At 56.4% G+C, this 25,853-nt stretch carries 24 protein-coding genes; 14 read left to right on the forward strand and 10 right to left on the reverse strand.

Going from position 1 to position 25,853, the window contains the following annotated elements; all coding sequences use genetic code 11:
* The first annotated feature begins 5 nt into the window (after positions 1 to 5).
* From tagH to HHI26_RS03960, 4 genes are read left to right on the forward strand one after another with little or no spacing between them, the layout of a single operon-like run.
* Positions 6 to 1,178 (forward strand): type VI secretion system-associated FHA domain protein TagH, encoded by a 1,173-nt coding sequence (gene tagH / locus HHI26_RS03945; protein WP_171148632.1) that lies wholly within the window; start codon positions 6 to 8, stop codon positions 1,176 to 1,178.
* Complete coding sequence (locus HHI26_RS03950) at positions 1,175 to 1,951, forward strand: PP2C family serine/threonine-protein phosphatase (RefSeq protein ID WP_159337238.1); 777 nt, start codon at positions 1,175 to 1,177, stop codon at positions 1,949 to 1,951. Before tagH ends, HHI26_RS03950 begins: the two co-directional genes overlap by 4 nt.
* A 14-nt stretch (positions 1,952 to 1,965) precedes the next feature.
* Entirely contained in the window at positions 1,966 to 2,916 is a 951-nt protein-coding gene (locus HHI26_RS03955; RefSeq protein ID WP_159337239.1) for a hypothetical protein, read from the forward strand.
* Between the two features lie 34 nt (positions 2,917 to 2,950).
* A complete protein-coding gene (locus HHI26_RS03960; protein WP_171148633.1) occupies positions 2,951 to 4,372 on the forward strand; it encodes a serine/threonine-protein kinase in 1,422 nt (473 codons plus the stop codon).
* A 68-nt stretch (positions 4,373 to 4,440) separates the two neighbouring features.
* Here the strand turns inward: HHI26_RS03960 and HHI26_RS03965 are convergent, their stop codons facing one another.
* Positions 4,441 to 5,118: a gamma-glutamylcyclotransferase gene (locus tag HHI26_RS03965; RefSeq protein ID WP_133845397.1), complete on the reverse strand. Its 678-nt coding sequence runs from the start codon at positions 5,116 to 5,118 to the stop codon at positions 4,441 to 4,443.
* A 289-nt stretch (positions 5,119 to 5,407) separates the two neighbouring features.
* Here HHI26_RS03965 and HHI26_RS03970 point away from each other — a divergent pair, with 289 nt between their 5' ends.
* The 5 genes from HHI26_RS03970 to HHI26_RS03990 all read left to right on the forward strand — a co-directional run bounded on the left by HHI26_RS03970 (position 5,408) and on the right by HHI26_RS03990 (position 12,592).
* Positions 5,408 to 6,328 carry an aminoimidazole riboside kinase gene (locus tag HHI26_RS03970; protein WP_133845399.1) on the forward strand — a complete coding sequence of 307 codons (921 nt, stop codon included), beginning with the start codon at positions 5,408 to 5,410 and terminating at the stop codon, positions 6,326 to 6,328.
* 874 nt (positions 6,329 to 7,202) lie between these two features.
* Positions 7,203 to 8,732, forward strand: coding sequence for a carbohydrate porin (locus tag HHI26_RS03975; RefSeq protein WP_133845401.1), 1,530 nt, complete (start codon positions 7,203 to 7,205; stop codon positions 8,730 to 8,732).
* Between the two features lie 32 nt (positions 8,733 to 8,764).
* A complete protein-coding gene (locus tag HHI26_RS03980) occupies positions 8,765 to 10,138 on the forward strand; it encodes a sucrose-specific PTS transporter subunit IIBC (RefSeq protein WP_133845479.1) in 1,374 nt (457 codons plus the stop codon).
* Positions 10,135 to 11,544: a sucrose-6-phosphate hydrolase gene (locus HHI26_RS03985; protein ID WP_167864581.1), complete on the forward strand. Its 1,410-nt coding sequence runs from the start codon at positions 10,135 to 10,137 to the stop codon at positions 11,542 to 11,544. Before HHI26_RS03980 ends, HHI26_RS03985 begins: the two co-directional genes overlap by 4 nt.
* Before the next feature lie 28 nt (positions 11,545 to 11,572).
* A complete protein-coding gene (locus HHI26_RS03990; protein WP_133845405.1) occupies positions 11,573 to 12,592 on the forward strand; it encodes a LacI family DNA-binding transcriptional regulator in 1,020 nt (339 codons plus the stop codon).
* 42 nt (positions 12,593 to 12,634) lie between these two features.
* On the opposite strand, the gene chaB is transcribed toward HHI26_RS03990, so the two are convergent.
* The gene (gene chaB, locus HHI26_RS03995; RefSeq protein ID WP_171148634.1) at positions 12,635 to 12,862 is read right to left on the reverse strand and encodes a putative cation transport regulator ChaB; all 228 of its coding nucleotides are present in this window, start codon (positions 12,860 to 12,862) and stop codon (positions 12,635 to 12,637) included.
* A 393-nt stretch (positions 12,863 to 13,255) separates the two neighbouring features.
* On the opposite strand from chaB, the gene chaA reads away from it, so the two are divergent.
* A complete protein-coding gene (chaA, locus tag HHI26_RS04000; protein ID WP_133845408.1) occupies positions 13,256 to 14,347 on the forward strand; it encodes a sodium-potassium/proton antiporter ChaA in 1,092 nt (363 codons plus the stop codon).
* A 141-nt stretch (positions 14,348 to 14,488) separates the two neighbouring features.
* Here the strand turns inward: chaA and HHI26_RS04005 are convergent, their stop codons facing one another.
* From HHI26_RS04005 to hemA, 7 genes are all read right to left on the reverse strand, one after another.
* Positions 14,489 to 14,896, reverse strand: a complete 408-nt coding sequence (locus HHI26_RS04005) for an META domain-containing protein (RefSeq protein ID WP_159337244.1) — start codon at positions 14,894 to 14,896, stop codon at positions 14,489 to 14,491.
* Positions 14,897 to 15,018: 122 nt separating this feature from the next.
* The gene (gene kdsA, locus HHI26_RS04010; protein WP_159337245.1) at positions 15,019 to 15,873 is read right to left on the reverse strand and encodes a 3-deoxy-8-phosphooctulonate synthase; all 855 of its coding nucleotides are present in this window, start codon (positions 15,871 to 15,873) and stop codon (positions 15,019 to 15,021) included.
* 28 nt (positions 15,874 to 15,901) lie between these two features.
* Complete coding sequence (gene sirB1 / locus HHI26_RS04015; protein ID WP_133845414.1) at positions 15,902 to 16,711, reverse strand: invasion regulator SirB1; 810 nt, start codon at positions 16,709 to 16,711, stop codon at positions 15,902 to 15,904.
* The gene (locus tag HHI26_RS04020) at positions 16,708 to 17,106 is read right to left on the reverse strand and encodes a SirB2 family protein (protein ID WP_133845416.1); all 399 of its coding nucleotides are present in this window, start codon (positions 17,104 to 17,106) and stop codon (positions 16,708 to 16,710) included. Before HHI26_RS04020 ends, sirB1 begins: the two co-directional genes overlap by 4 nt.
* A 12-nt stretch (positions 17,107 to 17,118) precedes the next feature.
* Positions 17,119 to 17,952, reverse strand: coding sequence for a peptide chain release factor N(5)-glutamine methyltransferase (prmC, locus tag HHI26_RS04025; protein ID WP_171148635.1), 834 nt, complete (start codon positions 17,950 to 17,952; stop codon positions 17,119 to 17,121).
* Entirely contained in the window at positions 17,952 to 19,034 is a 1,083-nt protein-coding gene (gene prfA / locus HHI26_RS04030) for a peptide chain release factor 1 (protein ID WP_171148636.1), read from the reverse strand. The genes prmC and prfA overlap by 1 nt, the downstream gene beginning before the upstream one ends.
* A 39-nt stretch (positions 19,035 to 19,073) precedes the next feature.
* Positions 19,074 to 20,330, reverse strand: coding sequence for a glutamyl-tRNA reductase (hemA, locus tag HHI26_RS04035; RefSeq protein WP_133845481.1), 1,257 nt, complete (start codon positions 20,328 to 20,330; stop codon positions 19,074 to 19,076).
* Positions 20,331 to 20,542: 212 nt separating this feature from the next.
* Between hemA and lolB the strand changes: the two genes are divergently transcribed.
* The 3 genes from lolB (at position 20,543) to prs (ending at position 23,234) form a co-directional block, all read left to right on the forward strand.
* A complete protein-coding gene (gene lolB / locus HHI26_RS04040; RefSeq protein WP_133845422.1) occupies positions 20,543 to 21,169 on the forward strand; it encodes a lipoprotein insertase outer membrane protein LolB in 627 nt (208 codons plus the stop codon).
* Positions 21,166 to 22,023, forward strand: coding sequence for a 4-(cytidine 5'-diphospho)-2-C-methyl-D-erythritol kinase (gene ispE, locus HHI26_RS04045; RefSeq protein ID WP_133845424.1), 858 nt, complete (start codon positions 21,166 to 21,168; stop codon positions 22,021 to 22,023). The genes lolB and ispE overlap by 4 nt, the downstream gene beginning before the upstream one ends.
* Before the next feature lie 263 nt (positions 22,024 to 22,286).
* The gene (gene prs, locus HHI26_RS04050) at positions 22,287 to 23,234 is read left to right on the forward strand and encodes a ribose-phosphate diphosphokinase (protein ID WP_085939527.1); all 948 of its coding nucleotides are present in this window, start codon (positions 22,287 to 22,289) and stop codon (positions 23,232 to 23,234) included.
* A gap of 120 nt (positions 23,235 to 23,354) precedes the next feature.
* Here prs and HHI26_RS04055 read toward each other — a convergent pair whose 3' ends face one another.
* Complete coding sequence (locus tag HHI26_RS04055; RefSeq protein ID WP_133845483.1) at positions 23,355 to 24,245, reverse strand: LysR family transcriptional regulator; 891 nt, start codon at positions 24,243 to 24,245, stop codon at positions 23,355 to 23,357.
* 110 nt (positions 24,246 to 24,355) lie between these two features.
* Here HHI26_RS04055 and HHI26_RS04060 point away from each other — a divergent pair, with 110 nt between their 5' ends.
* Positions 24,356 to 25,813 (forward strand): MFS transporter, encoded by a 1,458-nt coding sequence (locus tag HHI26_RS04060; protein WP_171148637.1) that lies wholly within the window; start codon positions 24,356 to 24,358, stop codon positions 25,811 to 25,813.
* Positions 25,814 to 25,853 lie beyond the last annotated feature (40 nt).

Raw genomic sequence — 25,853 nt, forward strand, 5'->3', positions numbered from 1 at the left:
AACGCATGCGATTGACCATTTTGCAGAATCAGGCCGATGTTCCGGTAACCGCCTGTGATTTTTTGCCACCAGGCGGCACGATTGGCCGCAGCGTTGATAACGATCTGGTGCTGCCCGACCCTGACCGGGCAATCTCTCGTTTACAGGCGCTGGTGCATGTGGCGGCAAACGGCGACTGCCGTCTGACCAACCAGGGCAGTGTGATCGCGGTGATCCACAACGGCAGCGAACTGATGCGCGGCAGCCAGGTGATGCTTGATCACGGCGATACCTTAGCCATTGGCCCTTATCAGATTGATGTCAGCGACCCGCAGCGCGTTACGGTCCCCACAGAGCAACATATTGATCCGCTGTCGCTGTTTGCTGACGATGATGGCAGCAATGACGATCCCTTAAGAATGCAGCACACCGCTGATGACCTTATCGTGCCGCAGATGGAAAGCCTCACTGCCGAGGCGCTTGGGCTGCGATCGGCGCGCCAGACGGTGGCCCGACTGGGCATCGATCCGGTCAGTCACGATGCGCCCGCTGGCGCTCATGACAGCAGTGCTGAGGGCTCGCGTGAACAGCGTCTGCTGGCCGCCCTGCTGGACGGTATGGGGCTGGATACCACGCTGGAGAAAACCCCACTAACTGAAGACCAGATGCTTACCACCGGGCGTATGCTGAGCCTGTTCTCACAGGGAACGGTTGCGTTGCTCTCGTCACGCTCGATCCTCAAGCGCGGGGTTAAGGCAGAGATGACCATGATCCTTAATGAGGCGAATAATCCCTTTAAGATCCTCCCCTCCGGTAAAACCGTATTGATGCAGATTTACCAGAGCCAGATGCCAGGCTTTATGCCACCGGAGCAGGCAGTACGCGATGCGCTGGTCGATTTACAGGCCCACCAGTTGGGGATGATCGCCGGTATTCGCGCCATTATTGCCGCAATGTTGCAATCCTTTAATCCGCAGCGGCTGGAAGATTTGGCCCGTCGCGATGGCGTGGTGCCACGTCTGGCGCTGAGCAGCACGAAGAAAGCGGCACTTTGGGACTATTTTATGCGCCACTATCAGCAGACCGCGGGGGAAATTGAGGATGACTTCCACACCCTGTTTGGTGAAGCATTCCTGCACGCTTACGATGTGGAAGTTAATCAATATAAAGATTCGCAAACTCCCCCGGAAGATGCATGAATATCAATTATTTTGCCACCAGCCAGATCGGCCAGCGTGAAAGCAATCAAGACACCACTGGCGCCCTGCTGGGGCAACACAGTGCCTGCTTTATGGTCTGCGATGGTGTGGCAGGAAGTGCGGGTGGCGAACTGGCCGCGCAGATTGCCCGCGATACCCTGCTTGGTCAGCTGGACGGCGAAGCGCCCCTGCACCCCGAGCATACGGCTACGCTGATAGACAATACCGAGCAAGCTATTCGCCATGTGCAGGAGATTAATCCGAAATTTCACCAGATGAGCACCACGCTGGCTGCGCTGTTTATTAACCGTGATGCCCTGCACGCCTGGTGGGTACATGCCGGGGACAGCAGGGTCTATCTCTTCCGTCGCGGGGTCGTCCATAGCGTCACCCGCGACCACAGTCTGGTACAGCAGTTGCAGGATGCAGGTTACGAAAATACGGGAATTAACAGTAATTTACTGTATAACGCCCTGGGTGCTGATACCGCGAGTCCGCATGGTTACAGCGAAGTGATGGCGCTGGAAGATGGTGACGCATTTTTAATTTGCACGGATGGTTTCTGGAGTAACCTGACGCCCGCCGAGATGGAGCAGGCGCTTCGTATGGTTAATTCCCCTGCCGAGTGGCTGGCGCTGATGCAAAAAGCCATCGACCGTAGCGCAAAAACAGATAATCTGAGCGCCGTGGCGGTATGGGTGGGTTCACCTCAAGAGACCACATTACTCTTTTCCATGGCGGATTCTGCCCGTTTTCTCCCGCCACGCGATTAACACCAAGGAATGCTATGAAATTTTGGTTGCCAGCTACATTGACTCTGTTGTTCGCCACCACGGCCCAGGCGGCAGACTATCGAGTGGTCTATTCCCCCAGCCTTGAGCTGGAAGTGTTTATCGATAATGTGACCAGCAACACGCCTGCGGCATGGTGCCAGGAGACGCTTAACCTGCGCATCGTTTCCGGTAAAAGTACCGAATCGGGCGTGCTGACCAGCTTCTTACCGCGCGTGGGAAATTTACTGCAAAATCAATGTGGCAAACTGCTGGAACTGCCCTGGCAGATGACCAATGGTAAAGGCACGGTTTTGGCGACCGGCACGGCGGCAAAAGAGCAGAGCTGGCGCCCGATTGTCACCGCGGATGCCACCGCGACGGCAACGGCCAGTAATGCCTCGCCACTCGATCTCTCGCAGCCGGCTAACGCCGAGCCGTTGCAGCATTTCGATCTTCCCGGCGGCTGCCATTTCCGCACCTGGTGGGATGATAACGGCCAGTCGCTGTTTATCCCTGACGATAAAACGATGAATTGCTCTACCGAAGGCTGGCTGGAAGGCTCGAGTACACTGACGCTGGCTCAGGGTAACTCGCGCGAACCGCTGGCCGTCAGTTTCTATCAGGGCTATCCGCTGACGCATCTGCATCCGAAGCCAGACTCCCTGGATGTGGTGGCAGTGAATAACCAGCGCCTGGTGCTGGCACGGCGCGATGCCCCTAACAGCTGGCTGGTGCTGCCCTTTAATAATAACCTGCATGTGTGGTCATTTGATGGTGCGCTGCTGGTGAAAATGGACAAAGCGCAGGCCAGCGATGGGGCTGCATTGAAAGCAACGGTGGATGCCGTACGCAAAACCTGGTCAGGCATCATCGACGCAGGTGTGAAAGTGAACGTGCTGTTGGTGGATGACCTGCACGCCGACCTGGCCGACCCGGCGATTGGCGCCTGGCGCACCGTTAACTAAACCCCGTTTATCAGGACGCCAGGAGCGTTTCACTATGTCGGCAAACGAACAACAAAAAAATGTCCCGAACGCCCTCCCGGCGGGCTACCGTTTTAATGAGTTTGAAATCAAGGAAGTGATCGGTGGCGGCGGTTTCGGCATTGTGTACCGCGCCTGGGATCACCTGCTGGAACGGACGATTGCGATCAAAGAGTATCTGCCGGTGTCACTGGCCAGCCGCAACGATGATCTCGCCATCCAGCTGCGCGGCGAACGCTACCAGCGCTTATTTAACGCCGGACTGAACAGTTTTATCCAGGAAGCACGTCTGCTGGCACGGTTTAATCACCCGGGACTGCTGCACGTCCTGCGTTTCTGGGAAGAGAACGGCACCGCGTATATGGGGACGCTGTTTTACAGTGGGATGACGCTGAAAGAGTGGCAACAGGGCAGCCCGGAAAGCATTAACGAGGCATGGATACGCCAGCTGCTCCCGCCGCTGTTCGGTGCCATCAATACCCTCCACCGCGCCGGTTATCTGCACCGTGATATCTCGCTGGATAATATTCAGATTCAGGAAAATCAACTGCCGGTCTTGCTCGACTTCGGTTCGGCGCGCAAAGAGATCGGTAACCTTTCCGATGAAACGGAGATTATGCTGAAACCGGGTTATGCGCCGATTGAACAGTACAGCGAAGAAGGCGACAGCGATCAGGGTCCCTGGACCGATATCTATGCGCTGGGCGCCGTGCTGCATACGCTGATTACGGGCAATCCGCCGCCGGTCAGCGTGGTGCGCTGCATCGAAGATCACTACCAGCCGCTCAGCACATTACGCCCGGAAGGCTACTCCCTGTCGCTGCTCAATGCGATTGACCAGGCGTTACAGATGGACCCGCAACAGCGTCCGCAGTCCATTGATGACCTGGCCGCCCTGCTCGATTCTCCGGTGAGTGAAATGGGTGAACTGGTGAGTAACGTGGTGGTACCGCAAGAAGAGCCGCCACAGTTACCCGACCCCGAACCCGTTGCGCTGGCGGTTAATCCTGCTGCGGGCACCATGGAGCCGGTTATGGCACCGCGCGTGGCTAAACGCCTGTCGCGGCCGTTGATGTTACTCAGCGGTCTGGCGGTCATCGCGGTAGCGGCCCTGGTGTGGGGACTGAATCGTGGCGATAATGTGGCACCCGAGCATTCTGCTGCCGCCAGCAATACCACCGGCAGCGTTACCGCCACCGTGCAAACACCTGTCACCAGCGCGCCGGCAATGGCAACCGTCTACCTGAAGCTGAGCGGTAACGACTCTCTGCTGCTGAACGGCAGCGTGATGGAGGTCAAGCCTAACAACAGCGGTTACGCGTCGTTGAACCTGGCGGCGGGGGATTATCATCTGGAAGTGCGTACATCAACCGGTGTTCACAGTCAGCAGTTGAAGATTGATCATGCAGGCACCTGGTTAATTAACCCGGGCCGCTAGTTCTGCGAGATCGATGCCCACACGGGATGCACGTTTGACGTTATTCCGTGTGGGTCATCGCGATGCGGTTATCCCACCAATCCATTGTGGCACTGCTGTAATTCACGCACACGCTGCACCAGATCTGTCAGACAGTCGTCATGCATCCCCCGCTGCTTCAGCTCTGTTTCCAGCGAAAACAGATACTGCGCGTTGGTACCCAATGGCCCTTTCGCTTGTGCGATCAAAGGCGCGATGGTTTTCGGGCAGGAGTCCGGCTCATACAGAGCGTGACGCGGGTCCATCACAAACACCAGTGCGGTTACCGTGCGCCCGTCATCCAGCGCCATGTCACACCAGGTCGGCAGATAACAGCCGGTGATCATCTCACGCTTCCACAGCAGTTCCAGCTCCTCGTGCAGCTTTTCCTCGGGCAGGCAGAATGCCAGTCCGGTGGTTTGGCCGCCCTCTTTCAGCGCCAGCATACGTCCTGGCTGGCTGGCGGTGCCGCGCCCGGCGGTCAGCCGCAGACAGAACGCCCGGTGCCAGCCTTTCAGCGTACCGGCAGCGACTTCATCCGCTTCAAATACCGGGTTCCACATCAGGGAGCCGTAGCCAAAAATCCATACCGGGCTATGATCGGGGCGACAGGCAAGCGCCGCCGCCAGCGAAGCAGCCCGTTGTTCACTGGTCCACAACAATGACTCTTCGATATCGCCAAAAGCCGTTTTACAATCGGCCTGTAACAGGAAATCTCTTGTTAACATTGCACCTCCAACACCCTGGCTTGACGTCCACGCTGTCCTGACTGCTTCCGTGAATTGTCTCGTTTTCAGCAACATCTGAATGCTACTAACGACCTTATGCATTTCCGCGTACGCAATCAAGTTTGAAGGCGATCACAAAAGAAAAAAGTTTCACTTAAGGTGATCGGCAGCCAGAGGAAAATCTTTACGCCTTCTCTCACCCAACCCTCGTCAAAACGATAAAAGAATTTTGATTTTTTTGCTAAACCAGTTTAGCTTTTCGTCAGATAACCACTTCAGGATAATGACAATGAGCAAGAAAATTTGGGTACTGGGCGATGCGGTAGTAGACCTCCTGCCCGAGGGGGAAACACATTTGCTGAAGTGCCCCGGCGGTGCCCCTGCCAATGTGGCCGTGGGTATTGCCCGCCTTGGCGGCCACAGCGCCTTTATCGGCTGCGTTGGCGATGACCCCTTTGGTGAATTCCTGCAACAGACCCTGCACCATGAAAACGTGAATATCGACTGGATGTACCGCGCCCCGGGTCAGCGTACCTCGACGGTACTGGTCAGTCTGGATGCTGAGGGAGAACGCCAGTTTACGTTTATGGTGCGTCCTGCGGCTGACCTGTTTCTCAGTGCCGACCGTTTGCCTCCTTTCCATGCCGGTGAAGGACTGCATTTATGCTCCATCGCCCTGAGTGCAGAACCCTCACGCAGCGCGGCGATGCAGGCGATGCGCGCGATAAAAATGGCTGGAGGATGGGTCAGTTTCGATCCGAATCTACGCGATGATTTATGGTCAGACCCTCTGGAAATGGCCGCTGTACTGGCCGATGCCTTCGCGCTGGCCGATATTATCAAGCTGTCAGAAGATGAGCTTTGCGCCCTGACGACGTGTCGCGACATGGCGGCTGGCATCGATCGCTTCACTCTACAGTATCAACCTTCACTGCTGCTGGTGACCTGCGGCAGCCAGGGTGTGTACCTGTGGCAGGCCGGGTCTGTTCAACACGTGGCTGCCCCGCGTGTTGAGGTGGTGGATACCACCGGTGCGGGCGACGCGTTTGTCGCCGGGCTGTTGGCTGCGCTGGCGACCGAAGCGCATCCGCTGGTACCTGAGCGGCTTGATGATGCCATTCAACAGGCGCAGCGCAGTGGTGCGGCGGCGACGACCGCCAAAGGGGCGATGACCGCCCTGCCTTATGCTGGTGATCTTATGAAATTTTAGCGGGCAACCTGAAAGGCAACGTCAAGGTCTTAAGGTCAAGGGCGTTTCGCTTTCCCGCTGTCGCGGGCTGAGCGACAAGGGGCGGCCAGTCGCCGCCGCCCCTTGACCCCGGGCTTGCGGCAGGCGCTGCGCCCGCTTCCAGCGGGTGCCTTCGCAAGCGTTGCTCACCGACGGAACGCTCGTGACGGCACTTCCCTGTGCCGGCCCGAGCTTTCACCGCCGTCCTGGCGGTTCATCCTGGTTCACATCACTTTCTCAGCGCAGCTTAATTGCCGCCTCAACATCAAAACCCAGGTCAAACCCTAAAACCCAATTTTTTTTTAAAAAAATGACCAAAAACCCAGAAAGGCTTTTTGTGTCTGGTCTGTCTGACTTGTCTTTGATTGTTCTTTTGACCTGGCCGTTGACCTTTTGAGCGGCAATTAAGCCTCGCCGAGGGAGAGCGGATTTCCAGGACGAGCCGACAGGACGTCGGCGAGAGGGTGAGCCGGGACAGGGATGTCCCGTCACGCCCGGTCCGGCAGGAAAACCGCTTGACTGAGGGCACCCGCTGAAAGCGGGCGATGCGCCTGCCGCAAGCCCGGGTTCCCAGGGCGGCGGCGACTGGCCGCCCTGGGTCGCTCAGCCCGCGTAGCGGGAAAGCGAAATGCCCTTGACCTTAAGACGTTGACGTTGACGTTGACCTTAAAACATTGACCTTGACCTTAACCCCGCCTGCCCAGGCCCCCCCCCAACAGACGCTAAAGTGCCAACCCGATCACACTTCCTAAACCGGGTTAGCCAATGTGATTGAAATACATAATCCGCTTCGCTTACTCTCTGCATCGAACCGGTTTAGCAAAAAAACAAAACAATCACACTGGGAACCGTGCAAATGATCAAACCTCGTATTCTGGCGACCGCCATTGGCCTCGCTTTAGCCGTACCGACATTCAGCTTCGCCGCACCCACGTTGACCAGCCTGGAAGAGCGACTGATGGCCATGGAGCAGCGTCTGCAAAAAGCCGAAGATCGTGCCGCGATCGCGGAAAACCGTGCCGAGACAGCAGAGAAAAAAATCGTCCGACTGGAAACACAGCAACAGAAACAGCCCGCCGCCCTGCCTGTAGCGGCCAGCGCCCCCGCTCCTGCCACCACCGCCGCGACCACCAGCACCAGCAATTTCGCTGACGGTTTCGAATTCCACGGCTATGCACGTTCTGGTCTGATCATGAATGATTCCGCAGCGGGAACGCAAAGTGGCCCCTACCTGACACCCGCCGGGGACACGGGCGGTGCCGTTGGGCGACTGGGTAACGAAAACAACACCTACGTTGAGCTGAACTTTGAACACAAGCAGCAGCTTGCCAACGGTGCCACCACCCGCTTCAAAGCGATGCTGGCCGACGGTCAGCGGGATTATAACGACTGGACAGGCAGTACCAGCGAACTGAACATTCGTCAGGCGTTTGTTGAACTGGGCAATTTACCGGAATTCACCGGTGTGTTTGACCAGAGCACGCTGTGGGCGGGTAAACGCTTTGACCGCGATAACTTCGATATTCACTGGCTTGACTCGGATGTGGTGTTCCTTGCCGGCACCGGGGGCGGGATTTATGACGTCCAGTGGGCAGATGGCCTGAAGAGTAACTTCTCGCTGTACGGGCGTAATTTCGGCGATATTGAAGCGATTGATAACACCATTCAGAACTACATTGTCACCAGCAATAACTTTGCCGGTCCATTCCAGCTGATGGTCAGCGGGCTGCGGGCAAAAGATAACGATGAGCGCCTGAATCCGAGCCGCGAGAATGACAATGCCGGTGACAGCGGTGTTCACGCTATGCTGGCACTGCACAACGACAGTTTCTGGGGCCTGCGCGAAGGATCGGCGAAAACCGCCCTGCTGTATGGTCGCGGGCTCGGGGCCGAAGTGAAAGGCATCGGCTCTGACGGCAATCTGACCCAGCAGGCAGAAACCTGGCGCCTCGCCAGCTACGGCGTCACGCCGCTGAATAAAACATGGAGTTTTGCCCCGGCCGTGCTGGCGCAAACCAGCAGCGATCGTTATGCCGCCGGTGACCACTATCGCTGGGCCACGCTCAATGCGCGTTTGATCCAGGAGATTAACCAAAACTTTGCCCTCGCTTACGAAGGCAGCTATCAGTATATGGACCTCGATCCGCAAGGCTATAAAGATCGTCAGGCAGTATCCGGCAGTTTCTGGAAACTCACCGTTGCCCCCACCTTTAAAGTGGCTGATATAGGTGATTTCTTTACCCGTCCGGAGATCCGCCTCTTCGCCAGCTGGATGGACTGGAACAGCTCGCTTGATCGCTATGCCAGCGACGATTCATTCGGCAGCAGCGGCTTCAGCGCAGGCGGCGAATGGAACTTCGGTGTGCAGATGGAAACCTGGTTCTGATGACCTCATCACAATAAATAAAAGGTGACATGATGGATTTTGAAAAAATTGCCCGGGAACTGCTGCCGTTACTCGGTGGTCGGGAAAATATAGCCAGCGCTGCGCACTGCGCCACGCGTCTGCGGCTGGTGATGGTCGATGATGAGTTAGTGCAGAAAGACGCCATTGAGGCGCTGGAAGGGGTGAAAGGCTGCTTCCGCAACGCCGGACAGATGCAGGTGATCTTCGGCAGCGGCATCGTCAACAAAGTCCACGCCGCCTTTGTAAAGGAAGCCGGGATTAACGAGTCCAGCAAGAGCGAAGCGGCCGATATCGCAGCACAGAAGCTGAATCCGTTCCAGCGGATCGCCCGGGTATTATCGAATATCTTTGTGCCGATTATTCCGGCGATCGTCGCTTCAGGCCTGCTGATGGGCCTGCTGGGGATGGTGAAAACCTACGGCTGGGTAGATGCCGGTAGCGCGCTGTTTATCATGCTGGATATGTGCAGCTCGGCAGCCTTTATCATTCTGCCCATCCTGATCGGCTTTACCGCCGCCCGTGAGTTTGGCGGCAACCCCTATCTGGGTGCCACGCTGGGTGGCATCCTCACGCACCCGGCACTGACCAATGCCTGGGGCGTTGCCAGCGGTTTCCATACCATGAATTTCTTTGGGCTGGAGATTGCGATGATCGGCTATCAGGGAACGGTATTCCCGGTGCTGCTGGCCGTGTGGTTTATGAGCCACTGCGAAAAGCGTCTGCGCCGGGTGATCCCGGATGCGCTGGATATAATCCTCACACCGTTCCTGACCGTGATTATCTCCGGCTTTATCGCCCTGCTGATCATTGGCCCGGCAGGACGTATGCTGGGGGATGGCATTTCACTGGTTCTCAGTACGCTGATCGCCCATGCGGGCTGGCTGGCCGGATTGCTGTTTGGTGGTCTTTATTCGGTGATTGTCATCACCGGCATCCACCACAGTTTCCATGCCATCGAGGCCGGATTACTCGGCAACCCGTCGATTGGCGTCAATTTCCTGTTACCGATCTGGTCCATGGCGAACGTGGCGCAGGGAGGGGCCTGCCTGGCGGTGTGGTTTAAAACCCGTGATATCAAAGTGCGCAGTATCGTACTGCCCTCCGCCTTTTCGGCGATGCTGGGCATTACCGAAGCCGCCATTTTCGGGGTGAACCTGCGCTATATTAAGCCGTTTATCGCCGGACTGGTGGGTGGCGCGCTCGGCGGTGCCTGGGTTGTGACGATGCACGTGAATATGACCGCCGTAGGGCTAACCGCACTGCCTGGCATGGCGATTGTGCAGGCCAGTTCAATGCTCAATTATCTCATCGGCATGGTTATCGCCTTCGGCACGGCGTTTGTCCTGTCACTGCTGTTGAAAATCAAATTTGAGGTGAAAGCATGAGTGAAGCCCACCTGCTCAAACAGGCATTGCGGGCGGTCCTCTCCGGCCAGCAGCGTGCGGCAGCCGATCATCATCGACCGGCGTGGCATCTTGCCCCGCCGGTCGGGTTAATGAACGACCCGAACGGATTTATCCACTTCAATCAGCGTTACGTACTGTGCTATCAGTGGAACCCACTGGCCTGCGCGCATGGCGCCAAGTTCTGGGGCCAGTGGAGTTCGGCGGATTTGGTCAACTGGCGGCATGAACCGCTGGCGCTGGCGCCTTCCGAATCCTATGAAAGCCACGGCTGTTACTCCGGCAGCGCGGTCGATAACCAGGGGGTGATGACGCTGCTCTACACCGGAAACGTCAAGTTTGACGATGGCAGCCGCACCGCCTGGCAGTGCCTGGCCACGCGTGACGAACAGGGTGAATTCCATAAGCATGGCCCGGTGCTGGCCTTACCGGAAGGCTACACTGGCCACGTCCGTGACCCGAAAGTCTGGCAGCACGACGGCCTGTGGTACATGGTGCTGGGTGCACAGGATCTGGCGTTGCAGGGCAAGGTTCTGCTGTTCCGTTCCCCCGATCTGCATCAGTGGACATCGCTGGGTGAAATTGCCGGAAGCCACGTGAACGGGCTGGGCGAGTTCGGCTATATGTGGGAGTGCCCTGACCTGTTTGAACTGGATGGCCGCAGCGTGCTGGTGGTTTGCCCGCAGGGGCTGCCGTCTGAAGAGTGGCGCTGGCGCAATACCTTCCAGAGTGGCTATTTCTGCGGTTCCTTCGACTACAACACCCATCAGTTCCGTCATGATGAGTTCCACGAGCTTGACCTGGGGTTTGAGTTTTACGCACCGCAAACCTGCCTCAGCGACGACGGTCGCCGTCTGCTGATTGGCTGGATGGGGATCCCTGACGGCGATGAGTTCTTCCAGCCCACACAGGCAAATGGCTGGATGCATATCATGACCTGTCCGCGTGAGCTGACGCTACAAGGTGACCGGTTGTATCAGCAGCCCGCCCGTGAACTGCAACAGCTGCGCGGTGAAGAGACCCAGTGTACGGGCAGCGCGGAAACGCTGCCTGCCCTGCCCGTTAACAGCGCCGAGCTGGCGCTGACCGTTAGCGGCGCCTGTGAACTTGATTTCGCGGGGGAATTACACCTGGCGATCCATGCTCAGGGCGTGACGCTGCGGCGCAACAATCTGCGCAGCGGTGAATCCGAAGAACGTCACTGGCGGGGTGAGGTGCGTACGCTGCGCTTGATGTGCGATCGCTCCAGCGTAGAAATCTTCATTAACGAGGGGGAAGCCGTCATGTCGTCACGCTATTTCCCGTCCGCAAACCCTGAGTTGCATTTTAGTGGCACGGGAGAGATCGGGCTGCGTCACTGGAGCTTGCAGCAATGCATGATAGAATAAGCCGATGAGCCCTCACACGTAAGCCACTGTGACTAAAAACAAACGTATCACGATTAACGATATTGCCCGGCTGGCGGGCGTTTCTAAATCTACCGCCAGTCTGGTCCTCAATGGCCGTGGGAAAGAGCTGCGCGTGGCCGAAGCGACACGTGAACGCGTGCTGGAGATCGCCCGTCAGCAGCATTATCAGCCAAGTATCCACGCACGCGCCCTCAACTCTGCCCGCAGCAACACCATCGGGCTGGTCGTACCGGAAATGACCAACCAGGGGTTTGCCCGTTTCTCTCACGAACTCGAGATGCTGTGCCGTGATGCAGGTTTACAGCTGCTGATCGCCTGCACGGCAGAAAATGCCAGCCAGGAAACGCTGGCGGTCAATAACCTGATCCAGCGCCAGGTCGACGCCCTGATTGTCGCCTCAAGTCAGCTAAACGATACCGAGTACCAGAAAATTAACCAGCAGCTGCCAGTGGTGCTTTTTGACCGTCATCTGGGCGAGTCGACGCTGCCGCTGGTGATCACCGATGCGACCGGCCCCACCGCCACGCTGATGGAAGCGGTCGCACGCGAAGGGTATGACGAGATTTATTTCTTTGGTGGCCAGCCGCGCATTTCTCCCACCCGCGATCGCCTGGCCGGGTTCCGTCTCGGGCTGGAGCGTGCGGGAGTCGAGGTGAAACCGGAATGGATTATGCACGGTCATTATCATGCCAGCTCTGGCTATGAGTTATTTGCAGAACTCTATTCACGGCTGGGACGTGTGCCTCAGGCGCTGTTCTGTGCCGCCTGCGGGCTTCAGGAAGGCGTACTGCGCTACCTCAGCCAGCATGACTTGCTGAACACGCCGATGCACCTCAGCAGCTTCGACGACCACTATCTGTATGATGCATTATCAGTACGTATTGATACCGTTGCCCAGGATGAGCGGCTGCTGGCCTGGAACTGCTTTGAGATGGTGACGCAGCTGATTGACGAGCAGACGCCAGAGGTCACCCAGCGCTGGCTGCCGGCGCGCCTGAAATGGCGGCGGGCAACCGCCGCAGGCTGAGCCACAGCATCCGGGCGTTCACCTCACCGCTGAAACGCCTGGTCATTTCTTATGCCACTTGTCGTCATCCCCCTTCTGATACTGGTGCTTCACAGCCGCCCACGCGACTTTATGCGCCACCTCTTCACGTGAGTCATCGCCGCGCCTGTCCTCTTTATCTTTATACTGCCCCCAGGCGCTGTTGAAGGCTTCCAGATAGATATCCTGGGCATGCGCAGGCAGAACATGTCTGACACTGTCGGGTAACGCACTGCGATTATTATAGGGCATGTTTTATCTCCTTTCAGGGCCTCTGATAAGCCTGGTACAAGCAGAATAATTTTCCAGCAGGGTCTTTACAGCCCATTAAGAAGATATCGCTACAAAATGCATTATTTACCCTATGATCGCATACAATAATGCCCCCTTAATGCCCTTAAAAATTTTATGGGGATAATAAACTCAGCGTACTTTCATTGAGATAGAGTCTAAACAGCAACAAATACACGCTACGAGATAATTATTAACCCAAACCGTAAAACCGCGTAAATATCTTAAAGGCCTGTGCAAAAAAAGGTTATACTTTCGCCACTTGTCTTTCATATTGTCAGACTATGTTTAATAGGCCTGTGGCGATCCTCGCCAACTTCGGGCCAACAGGATACAGATAAGGAGCGTTTGCCTATGAGTGCGCACGAGAGCAGTAAAACCCGCCACACCGAGTATTCCCTTACCTTCCCTGTCATCGCTCTGATTATTTTGTGGTTCTGGGGCACTACAGATTCCCTGCCACTGGTCATCGGCATTAACCTGATAGCCCTTGTTGCCATCCTCAGCAGCGCCTTCAGCGTGGTACGTCATGCGGACGTACTGGCACATCGTCTGGGCGAACCTTACGGCTCGCTGATCCTGAGCCTTTCCGTTGTTATTCTTGAAGTGAGTCTGATATCCGCGCTGATGGCGACCGGCGACGCTGCCCCGGCACTGATGCGCGATACCCTCTACTCCATCATTATGATTGTGACCTGTGGCCTGGTGGGCTTTGCCCTGTTGCTGGGTGGGCGTAAATTCGCCACGCAGTATGTGAATCTGGCCGGGGTCAAACAATATCTTATCGCAATTTTTCCGCTTGGCATTATTGTACTGGTGTTTCCGAATGCCCTGCCCGGCGGTAACTTTTCCATTGGACAGGCGCTGCTGGTTTCCGGGATTTCAGCCGCTATGTACTGGGTATTCCTGCTGATCCAGACCAAAACACATCAGAGTCTGTTTGTTTATGAGCATGAAGATGAAGGCGATGATCCGCATCATGGCAAGCCATCGGCGCATTCCAGCACCTGGCACACCGTCTGGTTGCTGGTGCATCTGGTCGCGGTGATTGCCGTCACTAAGATGAATGCGAATACGCTGGAGTCATTGCTGACCGAGGTGAAAGCACCGGAACAGTTCACCGGCTTCCTGGTGGCGTTACTGATCCTCTCACCTGAAGGATTGGGGGCAATTAAAGCGGTGCTGGCGAACCAGGTGCAGCGCGCAATGAACCTGTTCTTCGGGTCCGTGCTGGCGACAATTTCACTGACAGTGCCTGCGGTGACGCTGATAGCGACCCTGACAGGGCAGCAGCTGATCTTTGGCCTTGAACCACCGCAGATGGTGGTGATGATTGCCGCGCTGTTACTGTGTCAGATTTCGTTTTCGACCGGACGCACGAATGTGTTGAATGGCGCCGCCCATCTGGCGTTATTCATTGCCTATCTGATGACGATAATGCTGTAAATTTGCGCGGGTAGATCGTGCTGTGCTGGCCGACCGGAACAGAAAAGCGGTGAGTGAGCAGACGGTCTGTCATTCCTGTAGGGGTCGACCTTTTTTACGGTCGACCCGTGCTGATGGTGTGCAACACGGGTCAGGTCCGCGTTACTGCGCGGTATACTCCAGCGTATGACCACTTCCCGTCAGCGTCAGCGTTTGCTCAGTCAATTTCACCTCTGCCCCTTTCGTCAGCACCACCGATAACGTCTGTTCCCACTGATTGAGCTGTGGGTCGCTGCACATCATTTTCGTCGAGGCCAGCATGGGTACAGTCAGTCGCCCCTGCTCCAGATGCCCCTGCCCGAAGAAACGATTACACATCACACCGCTGACCCGGAGACTGTCATTAAACCCGATCCCCGGTTTCATCCCTTCATGAGATTTTACGCTCTGACCATCAACAGCACTAAGCGCAAACAGACGGTTTGCTAACTGTCCGGCATCAGAGTGTGGGGTCTGGCTGCAACCATTGAGCGCAATCGCACCCAATAGCAAAACAAACGTTTTTTTCATAGGAACTCCTTTTTATGTACTTTCCATTGTAGGTCAAAAACACTGTAGATTCAGGCGGGTTGAAGAATACTGCGCAGAGAAAACGAGCCAGTTTTCTGGCTCGTTTTGAGGATCAAACAAACTTAGTTGCTGGTATCGAGTTCAGCGAAGCTTTTCACCAAATCATCAATCGCTTTCATCTGAACCAGGAAAGGCTCCAGTTTATCCAGCGGCAGTGCAGACGGGCCGTCGCACTTAGCGTTTGCCGGGTCCGGGTGGGCTTCAATAAACAGACCAGCAATACCCACTGCCATACCCGCACGTGCCAGCTCAGATACCTGCGCGCGACGACCACTGGACGCACTGCCCATCGGGTCACGGCACTGCAATGCGTGGGTCACGTCGAAGATCACCGGGCTACCGTTAGAGACCTGCTTCATCACATTGAAGCCCAGCATGTCGACCACCAGGTTGTCATAACCGAAGTTAGCACCGCGATCGCACAGGATCACTTTTTCGTTGCCGCCTTCAGCGAATTTATCAACGATGTTGCCCATCTGGCCTGGGCTGACGAACTGAGGTTTCTTCACGTTGATCACCGCACCGGTTTTCGCCATCGCTTCAACCAGGTCGGTCTGACGTGCGAGGAAGGCCGGTAACTGAATCACATCCACCACATCGGCCACGGCCTGCGCCTGGCTGGCTTCATGGACGTCGGTGATAATTTTCACGCCGAAAGCCTGTTTGATTTCCTGGAAGATTTTCATGCCTTCTTCCAGGCCCGGGCCACGATACGAATGAATGGAAGAGCGGTTAGCTTTATCAAATGAGGCTTTGAACACATAAGGAATGCCCAGTTTCTGGGTCACAGTGACGTAGTGCTCACAAATGCGCATCGCCAAATCACGCGACTCCAGCACGTTCATACCACCAAACAGGACGAACGGCAGATCGTTAGCGACCTTGATATCACCAATGTTAACCACTTTTTGTTTCATGTCTTCGCCTTTATAGAGTTCACTTCAGTTAGTGAAGGGTAATCTGTTTCTGTTCAATTGAGTGGATCTGGACTTTAATCATCTCGCTGATCGGGTCTTCGGGGCACTGCTCAACAAAATACGTTAAATCATTGAGGGCCACATGTTCGCACTCTAGCTGGGCAAAAATCAGACCGCGATCGCGGATTTCATACGGGTCTTCCGGGTCCATCTGCACCAGCACCTGGCTGACGTGCAGCGCCATCTCCATCTGTTTCTCATCCATCAGCGCGGATTTCAGAGTGTCGAGCATTTTGCGCAGCACCATCAGCGGCTCGGCTTCCTGCAGATCGTCATCATACAGTTCGGTCCCTGGCCCGATATTGCCCTGAAGCCACACTTCCAGCTGGTGTTCATCCAGCGTTTCACCATCAAAGGGGTTGATGAGCCACATATCTTCATCGATCCAGTCGGCTCGCAGAATCAGCTGTGTCGGAAAAATCACGGGCATCATCGGCAGGTCGAGCTGATCCGCAATGTGCAAAAAAATGACGCCCAGCGACACAGCGGTGCCCTGACGGGTTCGCAATACATTGTCCAGCCACAGCGTATCAGACAACCGATAAACCCCGCTCGCGCCGCCAAAACCCCAGCGGCCCCAGAACAGGGCGATCAATTGCTCAACCTGTAAATCCGCGGCAAGTTCTGACGGAATTTCAGCTCGTGCTTCGGCAACCAGCGCCGCTAAGCGCGCTCTGACATCATCAGCCGGAAAGTCGCGACGGACCGCGAGCGATGCAGTAATCACCGCGTCACTCAGCGTTCCGGCGGTAAAATCAAAATCAGCGATAGACGTCATACAAACCCCAGCAGTGGCATTTTAGTTGTGGCAAGTTTCACGATGACCACAAGGGCGATTAACGCCACAATAAACGCTATCCAGCGTATTTTTTGTGCGCGCGGACGGCGTCCGAGGGCAATAAAACCCAGCGCGATATAGATAATAACGCCAAAAAGCTTCTCAGTCAGCCAGACACCTTGTGGGCTGAACGGGTAAAAATGCGTTATGGCGACCAGTAACCCACCCGACAGTAATAAGAGCGTGTCATTCAGATGAGGTACGATGCGCACCCAGCGGCGTTGCAGCATCGAAGAATGGGTCTGGTACCAGTAGAAGCGCAGCACAAACATCAGTGCAGTGATCGCCACGGTTAACAGATGAAAATGTTTTAGCGGGAAGTACCAGGCAGCCATATAAATTCCTTATTATCCTTGTCTTTGCCCGACGGTTACGCGGTCATTGCCGCCATAATCCTGACAGGTTTCCACTGCGTGGAAGCTGTTTTCGCGCAAAATTTTCCTGACGTCTTCGCCCTGCTGCCAGCCGTGTTCCAGTAATAACCAGCCATTATCCTGTAAATAGCGCCCTGCTTCTGCGGCAATGATTCGGATATCGGCCAGGCCATGATCGCCTGCCACCAGCGCACTGGCGGGTTCAAAACGCACGTCGCCCTGTGAAAGATGGTGGTCATCGGCATCAATGTAGGGGGGATTACTGACAATCAGCGCAAACTGTTGTCCTTCGAGGGCGGAGAACCAGTGGCTTTGCAAAAAACCGGTATTAGCCAGCGCCAGCTTGCTGGCATTGTGCTGTGCCAGTGCCACTGCGGCAGCAATACGATCCACGCCTGTGACCTGGCAATGGGGGCGTTCGCTGGCCAGCGCCAGGGCAATCGCCCCGGTGCCGGTGCCGAGATCCAACACCTTGCAAGGCTCAGCAGGCAGACGCGCGAGCGCCTGCTCTACCAGCACCTCGCTATCCGGGCGGGGGATCAACGTGTCGGGCGATACCGTCAGCGACAGAGACCAGAACTCACGTTCCCCTGTCAGGTATGCCACTGGCTCCCCAGCGGCACGGCGTACCAGCAGCGCATCCAGCTGCGCAAGCTGCGAGTCATCCAGCGTGGCATCGTCGAAGGCGATCAGCCAGGCGCGGGATTTACCGAGCACTTTCCCCAGCAGAATTTCAGCATCGCGTTTCGGGCTGTCACTGTCCGGCAACTGAGCGACCGCGTTACGCAGCCAGACACGGATCTGCATTAATCCTGCCCGGCGAGTGCGGCCAGCTGATCCGCCTGGTACTCCTGAACCACAGGTTCAATCAGCGCATCCAGCTTCCCTTCCATTGCGTCATCCAGACGGTAAATGGTCAGGTTGATACGGTGGTCAGTAATGCGGCCCTGCGGGAAGTTATAGGTACGGTTACGGTCAGAGCGGTCGCCAGTGCCAAGCAAGTTACGGCGGGTGGAGGACTCTTCCTGTTGACGACGTGCCATTTCGGCAGCACGGATACGCGAACCCAGCACGCCCAACGCTTTTGCTTTGTTTTTATGCTGTGAACGTTCGTCCTGGCACTCGACCACGATACCGGTGGGCAAGTGGGTAATACGGATAGCGGAATCGGTGGTGTTAACGTGCTGACCACCAGCCCCGGAGGAGCGGAACGTATCGATTTTTAAATCAGACGGATTGATATCCGGCAGTTCGGCTTCCGGCAGTTCGGGCATCACCGCAACCGTACAGGCTGAGGTGTGGATGCGCCCCTGTGACTCCGTCTCAGGCACACGTTGCACGCGGTGCCCGCCAGATTCGAACTTCAGACGGCCATAGGCACCTTCGCCGATCACTTTGGCGATGATCTCTTTATAACCGCCATGTTCGCCTTCGTTAGCGCTCATCACTTCCACTTTCCAGCGTTTTGACTCCGCATAACGGCTGTACATACGGAACAGATCGCCGGCGAAAATAGCGGCTTCATCACCACCGGTTCCGGCACGCACTTCCAGATAGCAGTTACGTTCGTCATCCGGATCTTTCGGCAACAGCAACACCTGTAACTGTTGCTCCAGCACGTCACTGGCGGCACGGGCTTCTTTCAGCTCTTCCTGAGCCATCTCACGCATTTCCAGGTCACTGAGCATCATTTCAGCGGTTTCGATATCTTCCTGGGTCTGCTGCCACTGACGGAAACACTGGCTGACGTCGGTAAGCTGGGCATATTCGCGGGAGAGTGCACGAAAACGTTCCTGATCGGCAATCACTCCGGCATCGCCCAGCATCGCCTCCACTTCTTCGTGGCGCTCCTGCAAGGCTTCCAGTTTAGCAACAATAGAAGGCTTCATTCGTAGTCTTTTACCTTGTAAGAAAAGAGGCTTGAAACGCTAATCCAGCCCGAGGCTGTCGCGTAAAATTTGCAGGCGTTCGCCATCGCCGTCGCGTGCGGCCTGCTGAAGAGATTTGGTAGGAGCGTGGATCAAACGGTTGGTCAGCTTATGGGCCAGGTCGCGCAACACCTCTTCAGCGTTGCCTCCCTGTTGCAGGGCCGCTATGGCACGCGCTTCCAGTTCAGCACGCACCTGTTCCGCCTGTGAGCGGTAATCGCGGATAGTCTCAACGGCGCTCTGGGCCCGTAGCCAGGACATAAACTCGCTGCTTTCCTGCACCACGATAGTTTCAGCCTGCACGGCCGCCGCCTGGCGCTGGGCCATATTGCTTTCAATAATCGCCTGCAGGTCATCAACGCTATAGAGATAGGCATTGGGCAATTTACCCACTTCCGGCTCCACGTCACGCGGTACGGCAATATCCACCAGCAGCATAGGCTGATTACGGCGCTGTTTAAGCGCACGCTCCACCATCCCCTTACCGATAATCGGCAGCGGGCTGGCTGTAGAACTGATAATGATGTCGGCTTCCGCCAGACGGGAATCGATTTCCGGCAGGCTGATGACTTCAGCCCCGACCTCATCCGCCAGCGCTTGTGCACGTTCGCGGGTACGGTTGGCGATCATCAACTTCTTCACCTTATGCTGATGCAGATGGCGGGCAGCCAGTTCAATGGTTTCACCCGCGCCCACCAGCAGCACGTTAACCGTGGAGAGGGACTCGAAGATCTGGCGTGCCAGCGTGCAGGCAGCAAATGCCACGGAGACGGCACTGGCACCGATTTCGGTTTCGGTACGCACGCGTTTGGCCACGGAGAACGATTTCTGGAACATACGCTCCAGTTCGCTGGAAAGCGAGTGGCCGCGCTGGGAATCAGCAAACGCCTTTTTGACCTGACCAAGAATTTGAGGTTCGCCCAGCACCAGGGAATCCAGCCCGCTGGCGACGCGCATCAGGTGGCTGACGGCATCGTTATCATGATGCCAGTAGAGGCTTTTACGCACTTCATCGACGCTGAGCTTGTGGTAATCACAGAGCCAGGTCACCAGCTGTTCCTGCAGGTTTTCCTGCTGTTCGACGCTCAGATACAACTCGGTACGGTTACAAGTAGACAGCACAACGCCGCCCTGAACCAGCGGCTGCGCCAACAGGCTAGTGAGCGCCTGTTCCAGCTGATCCGGCGAGAACGTCACGCGTTCGCGCAGAGACACAGGTGCCGTTTTGTGATTGATGCCGAGAGCCAGTAACGTCATGGTGCAGGTTGGGTTAATCCCACAGTTGTCAGGGTTTTGTGTGGCGCATTCTACAAGATGAGCGAGATCAATAAAAGCCATGCTTCGCCTATCCCTGTAACAAGATATACCTCTTGCGGGTCAAATGAGACAATTTGAGCATTGACGCCGCCGTTTTAGCTGGTTAGCGTGGGCGGTTGATTGCGAACTGAGTCTTAGGAGCTGACCTGAACATGTTATCGTCGAATCGCCGCCTGCTGCGGCTTCTTCCCCTTGCCGCCCTGCTGCTAACCGGGTGTGTTCTTAACGAACCAGCGCAAACTCCGGGCCAAAGCCCGACGTCCCCGCAATGGCGTGACCATCAGCAGGCGGTGGAAAAAATCACTCAGTACCAGACGCGTGGCGCCTTTGCCTACCTTTCCGATCGGCAAAAAGTCTATGCCCGCTACAACTGGCAACAGACAGCAGCGGATCGCTATCGCCTGCTGTTGACCAATCCCCTGGGCAGCACAGAGCTGCAGCTTGACCAGCAAGGACAAGTTGCACAGATCGTTGACAATAAAGGCAAGCGCTATGTCAGCAACGATGCGGCTAAAATGATTTCTCAGCTCACGGGCATGAGTATTCCTCTGGATAACCTGCGCCAGTGGATCCTTGGCTTGCCGGGTGATGCCACCGATTTCACCCTGGATGACCAGTATCGTCTGCGTGAAGTGAACTACAGCCAGGACGGTAAACAGTGGAAAGTGACCTATCAGGGCTACGACAGTAAACAGAATCCACCGCTACCGTCGAACCTCGAACTGCGTGAAGGCGACCAGCGTATTAAGCTGAAAATGGATAGCTGGACTGTAAAATGATCACAACATGGCCTGCCCCGGCAAAACTGAATCTGTTTCTCTACATCACCGGCCGCCGCGCTGACGGCTACCATGACCTCCAGACGCTGTTTCAGTTTCTGGATTATGGTGACACGCTGAAGATTGAAACCAACAGTCAGGGTGAATTGCGTCTGCTGACACCCGTCGATGGCGTGCCTGATGAACAGAACCTGATCGTCCGTGCCGCGCAACTGCTGCGCGAACGGGCGCTCGATCAGGGCGTGCTGCCCGCCAGCGCAGGGGCGACCCTGGCGGTAGAGAAGCGGTTACCCATGGGCGGTGGACTGGGCGGAGGCTCCTCCAACGCCGCCACCGTACTGGTGGCACTCAATCATTTATGGCAAACCGGCTTCAGTTTTGAACAACTGGCCGAGCTTGGCCTGCAACTCGGTGCCGACGTGCCTGTCTTTGTGCGCGGATTTTCTGCCTTCGCTGAGGGGGTGGGTGAACAACTGACACCGGTTTCGCCACCAGAAAAATGGTATCTGGTGATGCATCCTGGTGTCAGCGTTGCGACACCCGTGGTATTTAACGATCCTGAATTGACCAGAAACACGCCAAAAAGGGAAATCAGCGCCTTATTAGCAGCCGAATTCCGCAATGATTGTGAGGCAGCAGTAAGAAATCGTTTTCGCGAGGTTGAACAGCTCGTTTCCTGGCTGCTAGAATACGCGCCGTCGCGCCTGACTGGAACGGGTGCTTGTGTGTTTGCAGAATTTGACACCGAGTACGCCGCAAGACAGGTGCTTGAGCTGGCTCCGAAAGGGTTGCAGGGGTTTGTTGCGCGAGGCGTTAACGTTTCGCCACTGCACCGCACCCTTTCAGAGCAATAGAGTTGATGTGACAGTGTCACCTGTTCCAGACGCTGCACCACTGCTCTGATATAACCCAAGCTATTGGCGCTGTGGCAAGGCGGCAAGTGGATGAGTCCCCGGGAGCTTACTTGAGTAAGTCACCGGGATGAATACATGCAGCCAACGCCGCTACGGCGTCAAGAACACAGGGTTAAGACACCCGTATGAAAGCATAAGTCGTATACCGCCCAGTGCGATTTATGGTATTTCATTCTCTGGACGCAAAGCCTGAGGTTCTTCTCGTGCCTGATATGAAGCTTTTTGCTGGTAACGCCACCCCGGAACTAGCACAACGTATTGCCAACCGCCTTTACACCAGCCTGGGCGACGCCGCCGTCGGTCGTTTCAGTGATGGTGAAGTGAGCGTACAAATTAACGAAAATGTACGCGGTGGTGATATTTTCATCATCCAGTCCACCTGTGCCCCCACCAATGACAACCTGATGGAACTGGTTGTGATGGTAGATGCCCTGCGTCGTGCTTCCGCGGGTCGTATTACTGCGGTTATTCCTTACTTTGGTTATGCACGTCAGGACCGCCGCGTGCGCTCCGCCCGTGTCCCTATTACTGCCAAAGTGGTTGCCGATTTTCTCTCCAGCGTTGGTGTTGACCGCGTTTTGACTGTGGATCTGCATGCTGAACAGATTCAGGGTTTCTTTGACGTCCCGGTTGATAACGTATTTGGTAGCCCGATCCTGCTCGAAGATATGCTGCAGATTGGCCTGGTGAACCCGATTGTGGTTTCTCCGGACATCGGTGGTGTGGTTCGTGCACGTGCTATTGCTAAACTGCTGAACGATACCGATATGGCCATCATCGACAAACGCCGTCCACGCGCCAACGTCTCTCAGGTGATGCACATCATCGGTGATGTTGCTGGCCGTGACTGTGTGCTGGTTGACGATATGATCGATACCGGTGGCACGCTGTGTAAAGCCGCTGAAGCGCTGAAAGAACGTGGCGCTAAACGCGTATTCGCCTATGCGACTCACCCTATCTTCTCCGGTAACGCGGTCGAAAACCTGCGTAACTCGGTGATTGATGAAGTCGTAGTGTGCGATACCATTCCGCTGCCAGAAGAGATCAAAGCCCTGCCAAACGTGCGTACCCTGACGCTGTCAGGCATGCTGGCTGAAGCGATCCGTCGCATCAGCAACGAAGAGTCTATTTCTGCGATGTTTGAGCATTGATCGTGGCGTGACCTGGCGGGCAGCCCCTACAGTTAACAGGTGTAGGGGCTGACCTTTTGTTTCGGTCGGCCCCGTCAGGCCATGCTGCATAAGAGGGACAGGTTAACGCCTGTCCCTTTTTTATTTGCTCAATGCAATATGCTCTGCCAGATAGTCAATCAGTACCCGCAATTTAGGCAGCAGATGCCGGTTCCCCGGCCAGAGCAGCGAAAACTGCCCTCCTGCGCTGATGTGTTCATCCAGCACGCTTTGCAGCTCCCCGCTCTCCAGGTATTCCGTCACTGCAAAATCCGGTACGTAGATCAGCCCCAGCCCCCGGCGCGCGGCCGAGATCTGCGCCTCAAGATTATTAAACACCAGCGGCCCGGCCAGCGAGAGTGTGCGATCGTCAGCACCGTCAAACTGCCAGGGCTGAAGCTGACTGTTGCCGGAAAAGCGATACAGCAGGCAGGCATGTTGCGCCAGGTCTTCCGGCCCCTGCGGCACGCCGTATCGTGCGAAATAGTCTGTTGCGCCCACCAGACGAAAGCGAAAACCGCCCAGCCGTCGCGCCTTCAGCCGTGAATCGGCAAACTCGCCACTGCGCAGAACCGCGTCATACCCTTCCCCGATAACATCCACCAGCCGATCGTTAAAGTCGAGATCCAGCTCAATTTCCGGATAACGTGCGGTGAAACCCGGCAACAGCGGCAGGAGCAAACGATAACCAATCGCGGGAAAACTCAGACGCAGCCGCCCGCGCGGGGCCGCCATCAGCCTTGACAGCTCCTGCTCCGCCTCTTCCAGCTCCATCACAATGCGCTGGCTGCGTTCAAAAAACAGCAGGCCTTCTTCTGTCAGGCTCAGGCTTCGTGTGCTGCGATTAAACAGACTCACCCCGAGGCTGGCCTCCAGCCGCGCAACGCTTTTCCCGATGGCCGATGCCGAGACGCTCAGCCGCTCTGCGGCCGCGACAAAGCTGCCAAGCTGGGCGGCTTTCACAAATGCATTGAGCCCACTCAAACTTTCCACGCTGCTCATTCGCGACTTTATGTCCTTTATCTGCGGCCATTCGGCCTGTTTATCACCCGGTAACGCCAATTTATCCTGCTTCTTCACTGGAAGAAAGCGGAGAGTTACCCATGAGTTCCCTGACACTGACGGCACAAAGCAGCCGCTGGAGCATTCTGGCGGTGTGCAGCGCTGCACTGATGTTGCCCCTGAGTTTTTCTGCCGGGGTGATCGCCACCCCGGCCATTGCCCTGCAAACAGGCGGATCAGCGCTGGCACTGAGCTGGATCACCAACGCGTTCCTGCTCAGCTTTGGCAGTCTGCTGATGGCGGCAGGTGCACTGGCCGACCGTTATGGCCGTAAACGCCTGTTTATCAGCGGCGTCAGCGTTTTTACTATGCTGTCGTTGCTGACCGGCTGGGTGCCCTCCATCGTCTGGCTGGACGTGGTACGTGCTCTACAGGGCGCAGCGGCAGCGGCGGCGCTGGCTGGCGGCGGTGCCGCGCTGGCGAATGCCTTTGACGGGGCCGAACGCGCGCGGGCATTCAGTCTGCTGGGCACCAGCTTTGGCGTAGGTCTGGCGGCTGGCCCGGTGATTGCCGGTATGCTGATGTCCATCGCCGGCTGGCACAGCGTCTTTCTTTGCTGCGCGCTTTTTGGCGTGCTGGCGCTCGTTATCGGTATGCGTACCCTGCCAGAATCACGCAACCCGGACGCCAGTGCGCTGGACTGGTCGGGGATTATCAGCTTCAGCACCACGCTCACTCTGTTTACCTGGGGAATGTTACAGGTGGCTGACAGCGGTGCGGGTCCGCTGGCAACAGGATTGCTGCTGGCTTCGCTGCTCGTGGCGCTGCTGTTTGTCTGGATAGAACGCCGCAGCGCACACCCGATGCTTGACCTCAGCCTGTTCCGCTACGGCCGGTTTATCGGCGTACAGCTGCTGCCCGTCGCCACCTGCTACTGCTTTGTGGTGCTTCTGGTGCTGCTGCCACTGCGCTTTATGGGCTTCTACGGCTATGACGCCCTGACCACCGGCCTGCTGATGCTGGCAATCTCGCTGCCGATGCTGGTGGTACCCTCTCTTGCCGTTGCGCTGACGCGCCGCTTTCACCCTGGCAGCGTGAGCTGTGCGGGCTTAGTGCTTGCCGCCGCGGGTATTGGCCTGCTCAGCCTGGTCACGCCGCACAGCTCACTGGCGCTGACCCTGCTGGCGATGGTGATGATCGGCAGCGGCAGCGGTCTGCCCTGGGGGTTGATGGATAATTTATCGGTTAGCGTGGTGCCACCGCAGCGCGCCGGGATGGCAACCGGTATCTTTAGTACCGTGCGCGTAGCAGGCGAAGGGGTCGCACTGGCAAGCGTCAGTACGTTGTTCAGCCAGTTGCTGGTTAGCCAACTGTCACAGCAGGGTAAATCGATCGAAGAAGCGCGTCAGTTGGCCAGCTATCATGTCAGCAGCCCGGATCTTCTGCCGCTGGCAGAGACCGCTTTTCACCAGTTACTGCTGGTCCTGATGGTCGTGACATTGCTTTGTGCCGTTGCCATCTGGCGCTGTCTGGTACCTGCGCGTGGGTCACTTTCCTGAATTCACATTCATTTTTTGACTGTAACGGTTCAGCCCCCCT

This window comes from Erwinia sp. JH02 (genome assembly GCF_013074405.1).
Taxonomy (GTDB): domain Bacteria; phylum Pseudomonadota; class Gammaproteobacteria; order Enterobacterales; family Enterobacteriaceae; genus Erwinia; species Erwinia rhapontici.

What these genes read in the sequence shown, in the direction of transcription:
- HHI26_RS03970 (WP_133845399.1), top strand. Translation starts at nt 5,408, where the DNA reads ATGAGCAAGAAAATTTGGGTACTGGGCGATGCGGTAGTAGACCTCCTG.
- hemA (WP_133845481.1), bottom strand. Translation starts at nt 20,330, where the DNA reads ATGACGTTACTGGCTCTCGGCATCAATCACAAAACGGCACCTGTGTCT.
- prfA (WP_171148636.1), bottom strand. Translation starts at nt 19,034, where the DNA reads ATGAAGCCTTCTATTGTTGCTAAACTGGAAGCCTTGCAGGAGCGCCAC.
- HHI26_RS03965 (WP_133845397.1), bottom strand. Translation starts at nt 5,118, where the DNA reads ATGTTAACAAGAGATTTCCTGTTACAGGCCGATTGTAAAACGGCTTTT.
- chaA (WP_133845408.1), top strand. Translation starts at nt 13,256, where the DNA reads ATGAGTGCGCACGAGAGCAGTAAAACCCGCCACACCGAGTATTCCCTT.
- chaB (WP_171148634.1), bottom strand. Translation starts at nt 12,862, where the DNA reads ATGCCCTATAATAATCGCAGTGCGTTACCCGACAGTGTCAGACATGTT.
- HHI26_RS03985 (WP_167864581.1), top strand. Translation starts at nt 10,135, where the DNA reads ATGAGTGAAGCCCACCTGCTCAAACAGGCATTGCGGGCGGTCCTCTCC.
- kdsA (WP_159337245.1), bottom strand. Translation starts at nt 15,873, where the DNA reads ATGAAACAAAAAGTGGTTAACATTGGTGATATCAAGGTCGCTAACGAT.
- prmC (WP_171148635.1), bottom strand. Translation starts at nt 17,952, where the DNA reads ATGCAGATCCGTGTCTGGCTGCGTAACGCGGTCGCTCAGTTGCCGGAC.
- HHI26_RS03950 (WP_159337238.1), top strand. Translation starts at nt 1,175, where the DNA reads ATGAATATCAATTATTTTGCCACCAGCCAGATCGGCCAGCGTGAAAGC.
- HHI26_RS03980 (WP_133845479.1), top strand. Translation starts at nt 8,765, where the DNA reads ATGGATTTTGAAAAAATTGCCCGGGAACTGCTGCCGTTACTCGGTGGT.
- sirB1 (WP_133845414.1), bottom strand. Translation starts at nt 16,711, where the DNA reads ATGACGTCTATCGCTGATTTTGATTTTACCGCCGGAACGCTGAGTGAC.
- ispE (WP_133845424.1), top strand. Translation starts at nt 21,166, where the DNA reads ATGATCACAACATGGCCTGCCCCGGCAAAACTGAATCTGTTTCTCTAC.
- HHI26_RS03960 (WP_171148633.1), top strand. Translation starts at nt 2,951, where the DNA reads ATGTCGGCAAACGAACAACAAAAAAATGTCCCGAACGCCCTCCCGGCG.
- HHI26_RS04020 (WP_133845416.1), bottom strand. Translation starts at nt 17,106, where the DNA reads ATGGCTGCCTGGTACTTCCCGCTAAAACATTTTCATCTGTTAACCGTG.
- HHI26_RS04005 (WP_159337244.1), bottom strand. Translation starts at nt 14,896, where the DNA reads ATGAAAAAAACGTTTGTTTTGCTATTGGGTGCGATTGCGCTCAATGGT.
- lolB (WP_133845422.1), top strand. Translation starts at nt 20,543, where the DNA reads ATGTTATCGTCGAATCGCCGCCTGCTGCGGCTTCTTCCCCTTGCCGCC.
- tagH (WP_171148632.1), top strand. Translation starts at nt 6, where the DNA reads ATGCGATTGACCATTTTGCAGAATCAGGCCGATGTTCCGGTAACCGCC.
- HHI26_RS03975 (WP_133845401.1), top strand. Translation starts at nt 7,203, where the DNA reads ATGATCAAACCTCGTATTCTGGCGACCGCCATTGGCCTCGCTTTAGCC.
- HHI26_RS04060 (WP_171148637.1), top strand. Translation starts at nt 24,356, where the DNA reads ATGAGTTCCCTGACACTGACGGCACAAAGCAGCCGCTGGAGCATTCTG.
- HHI26_RS03955 (WP_159337239.1), top strand. Translation starts at nt 1,966, where the DNA reads ATGAAATTTTGGTTGCCAGCTACATTGACTCTGTTGTTCGCCACCACG.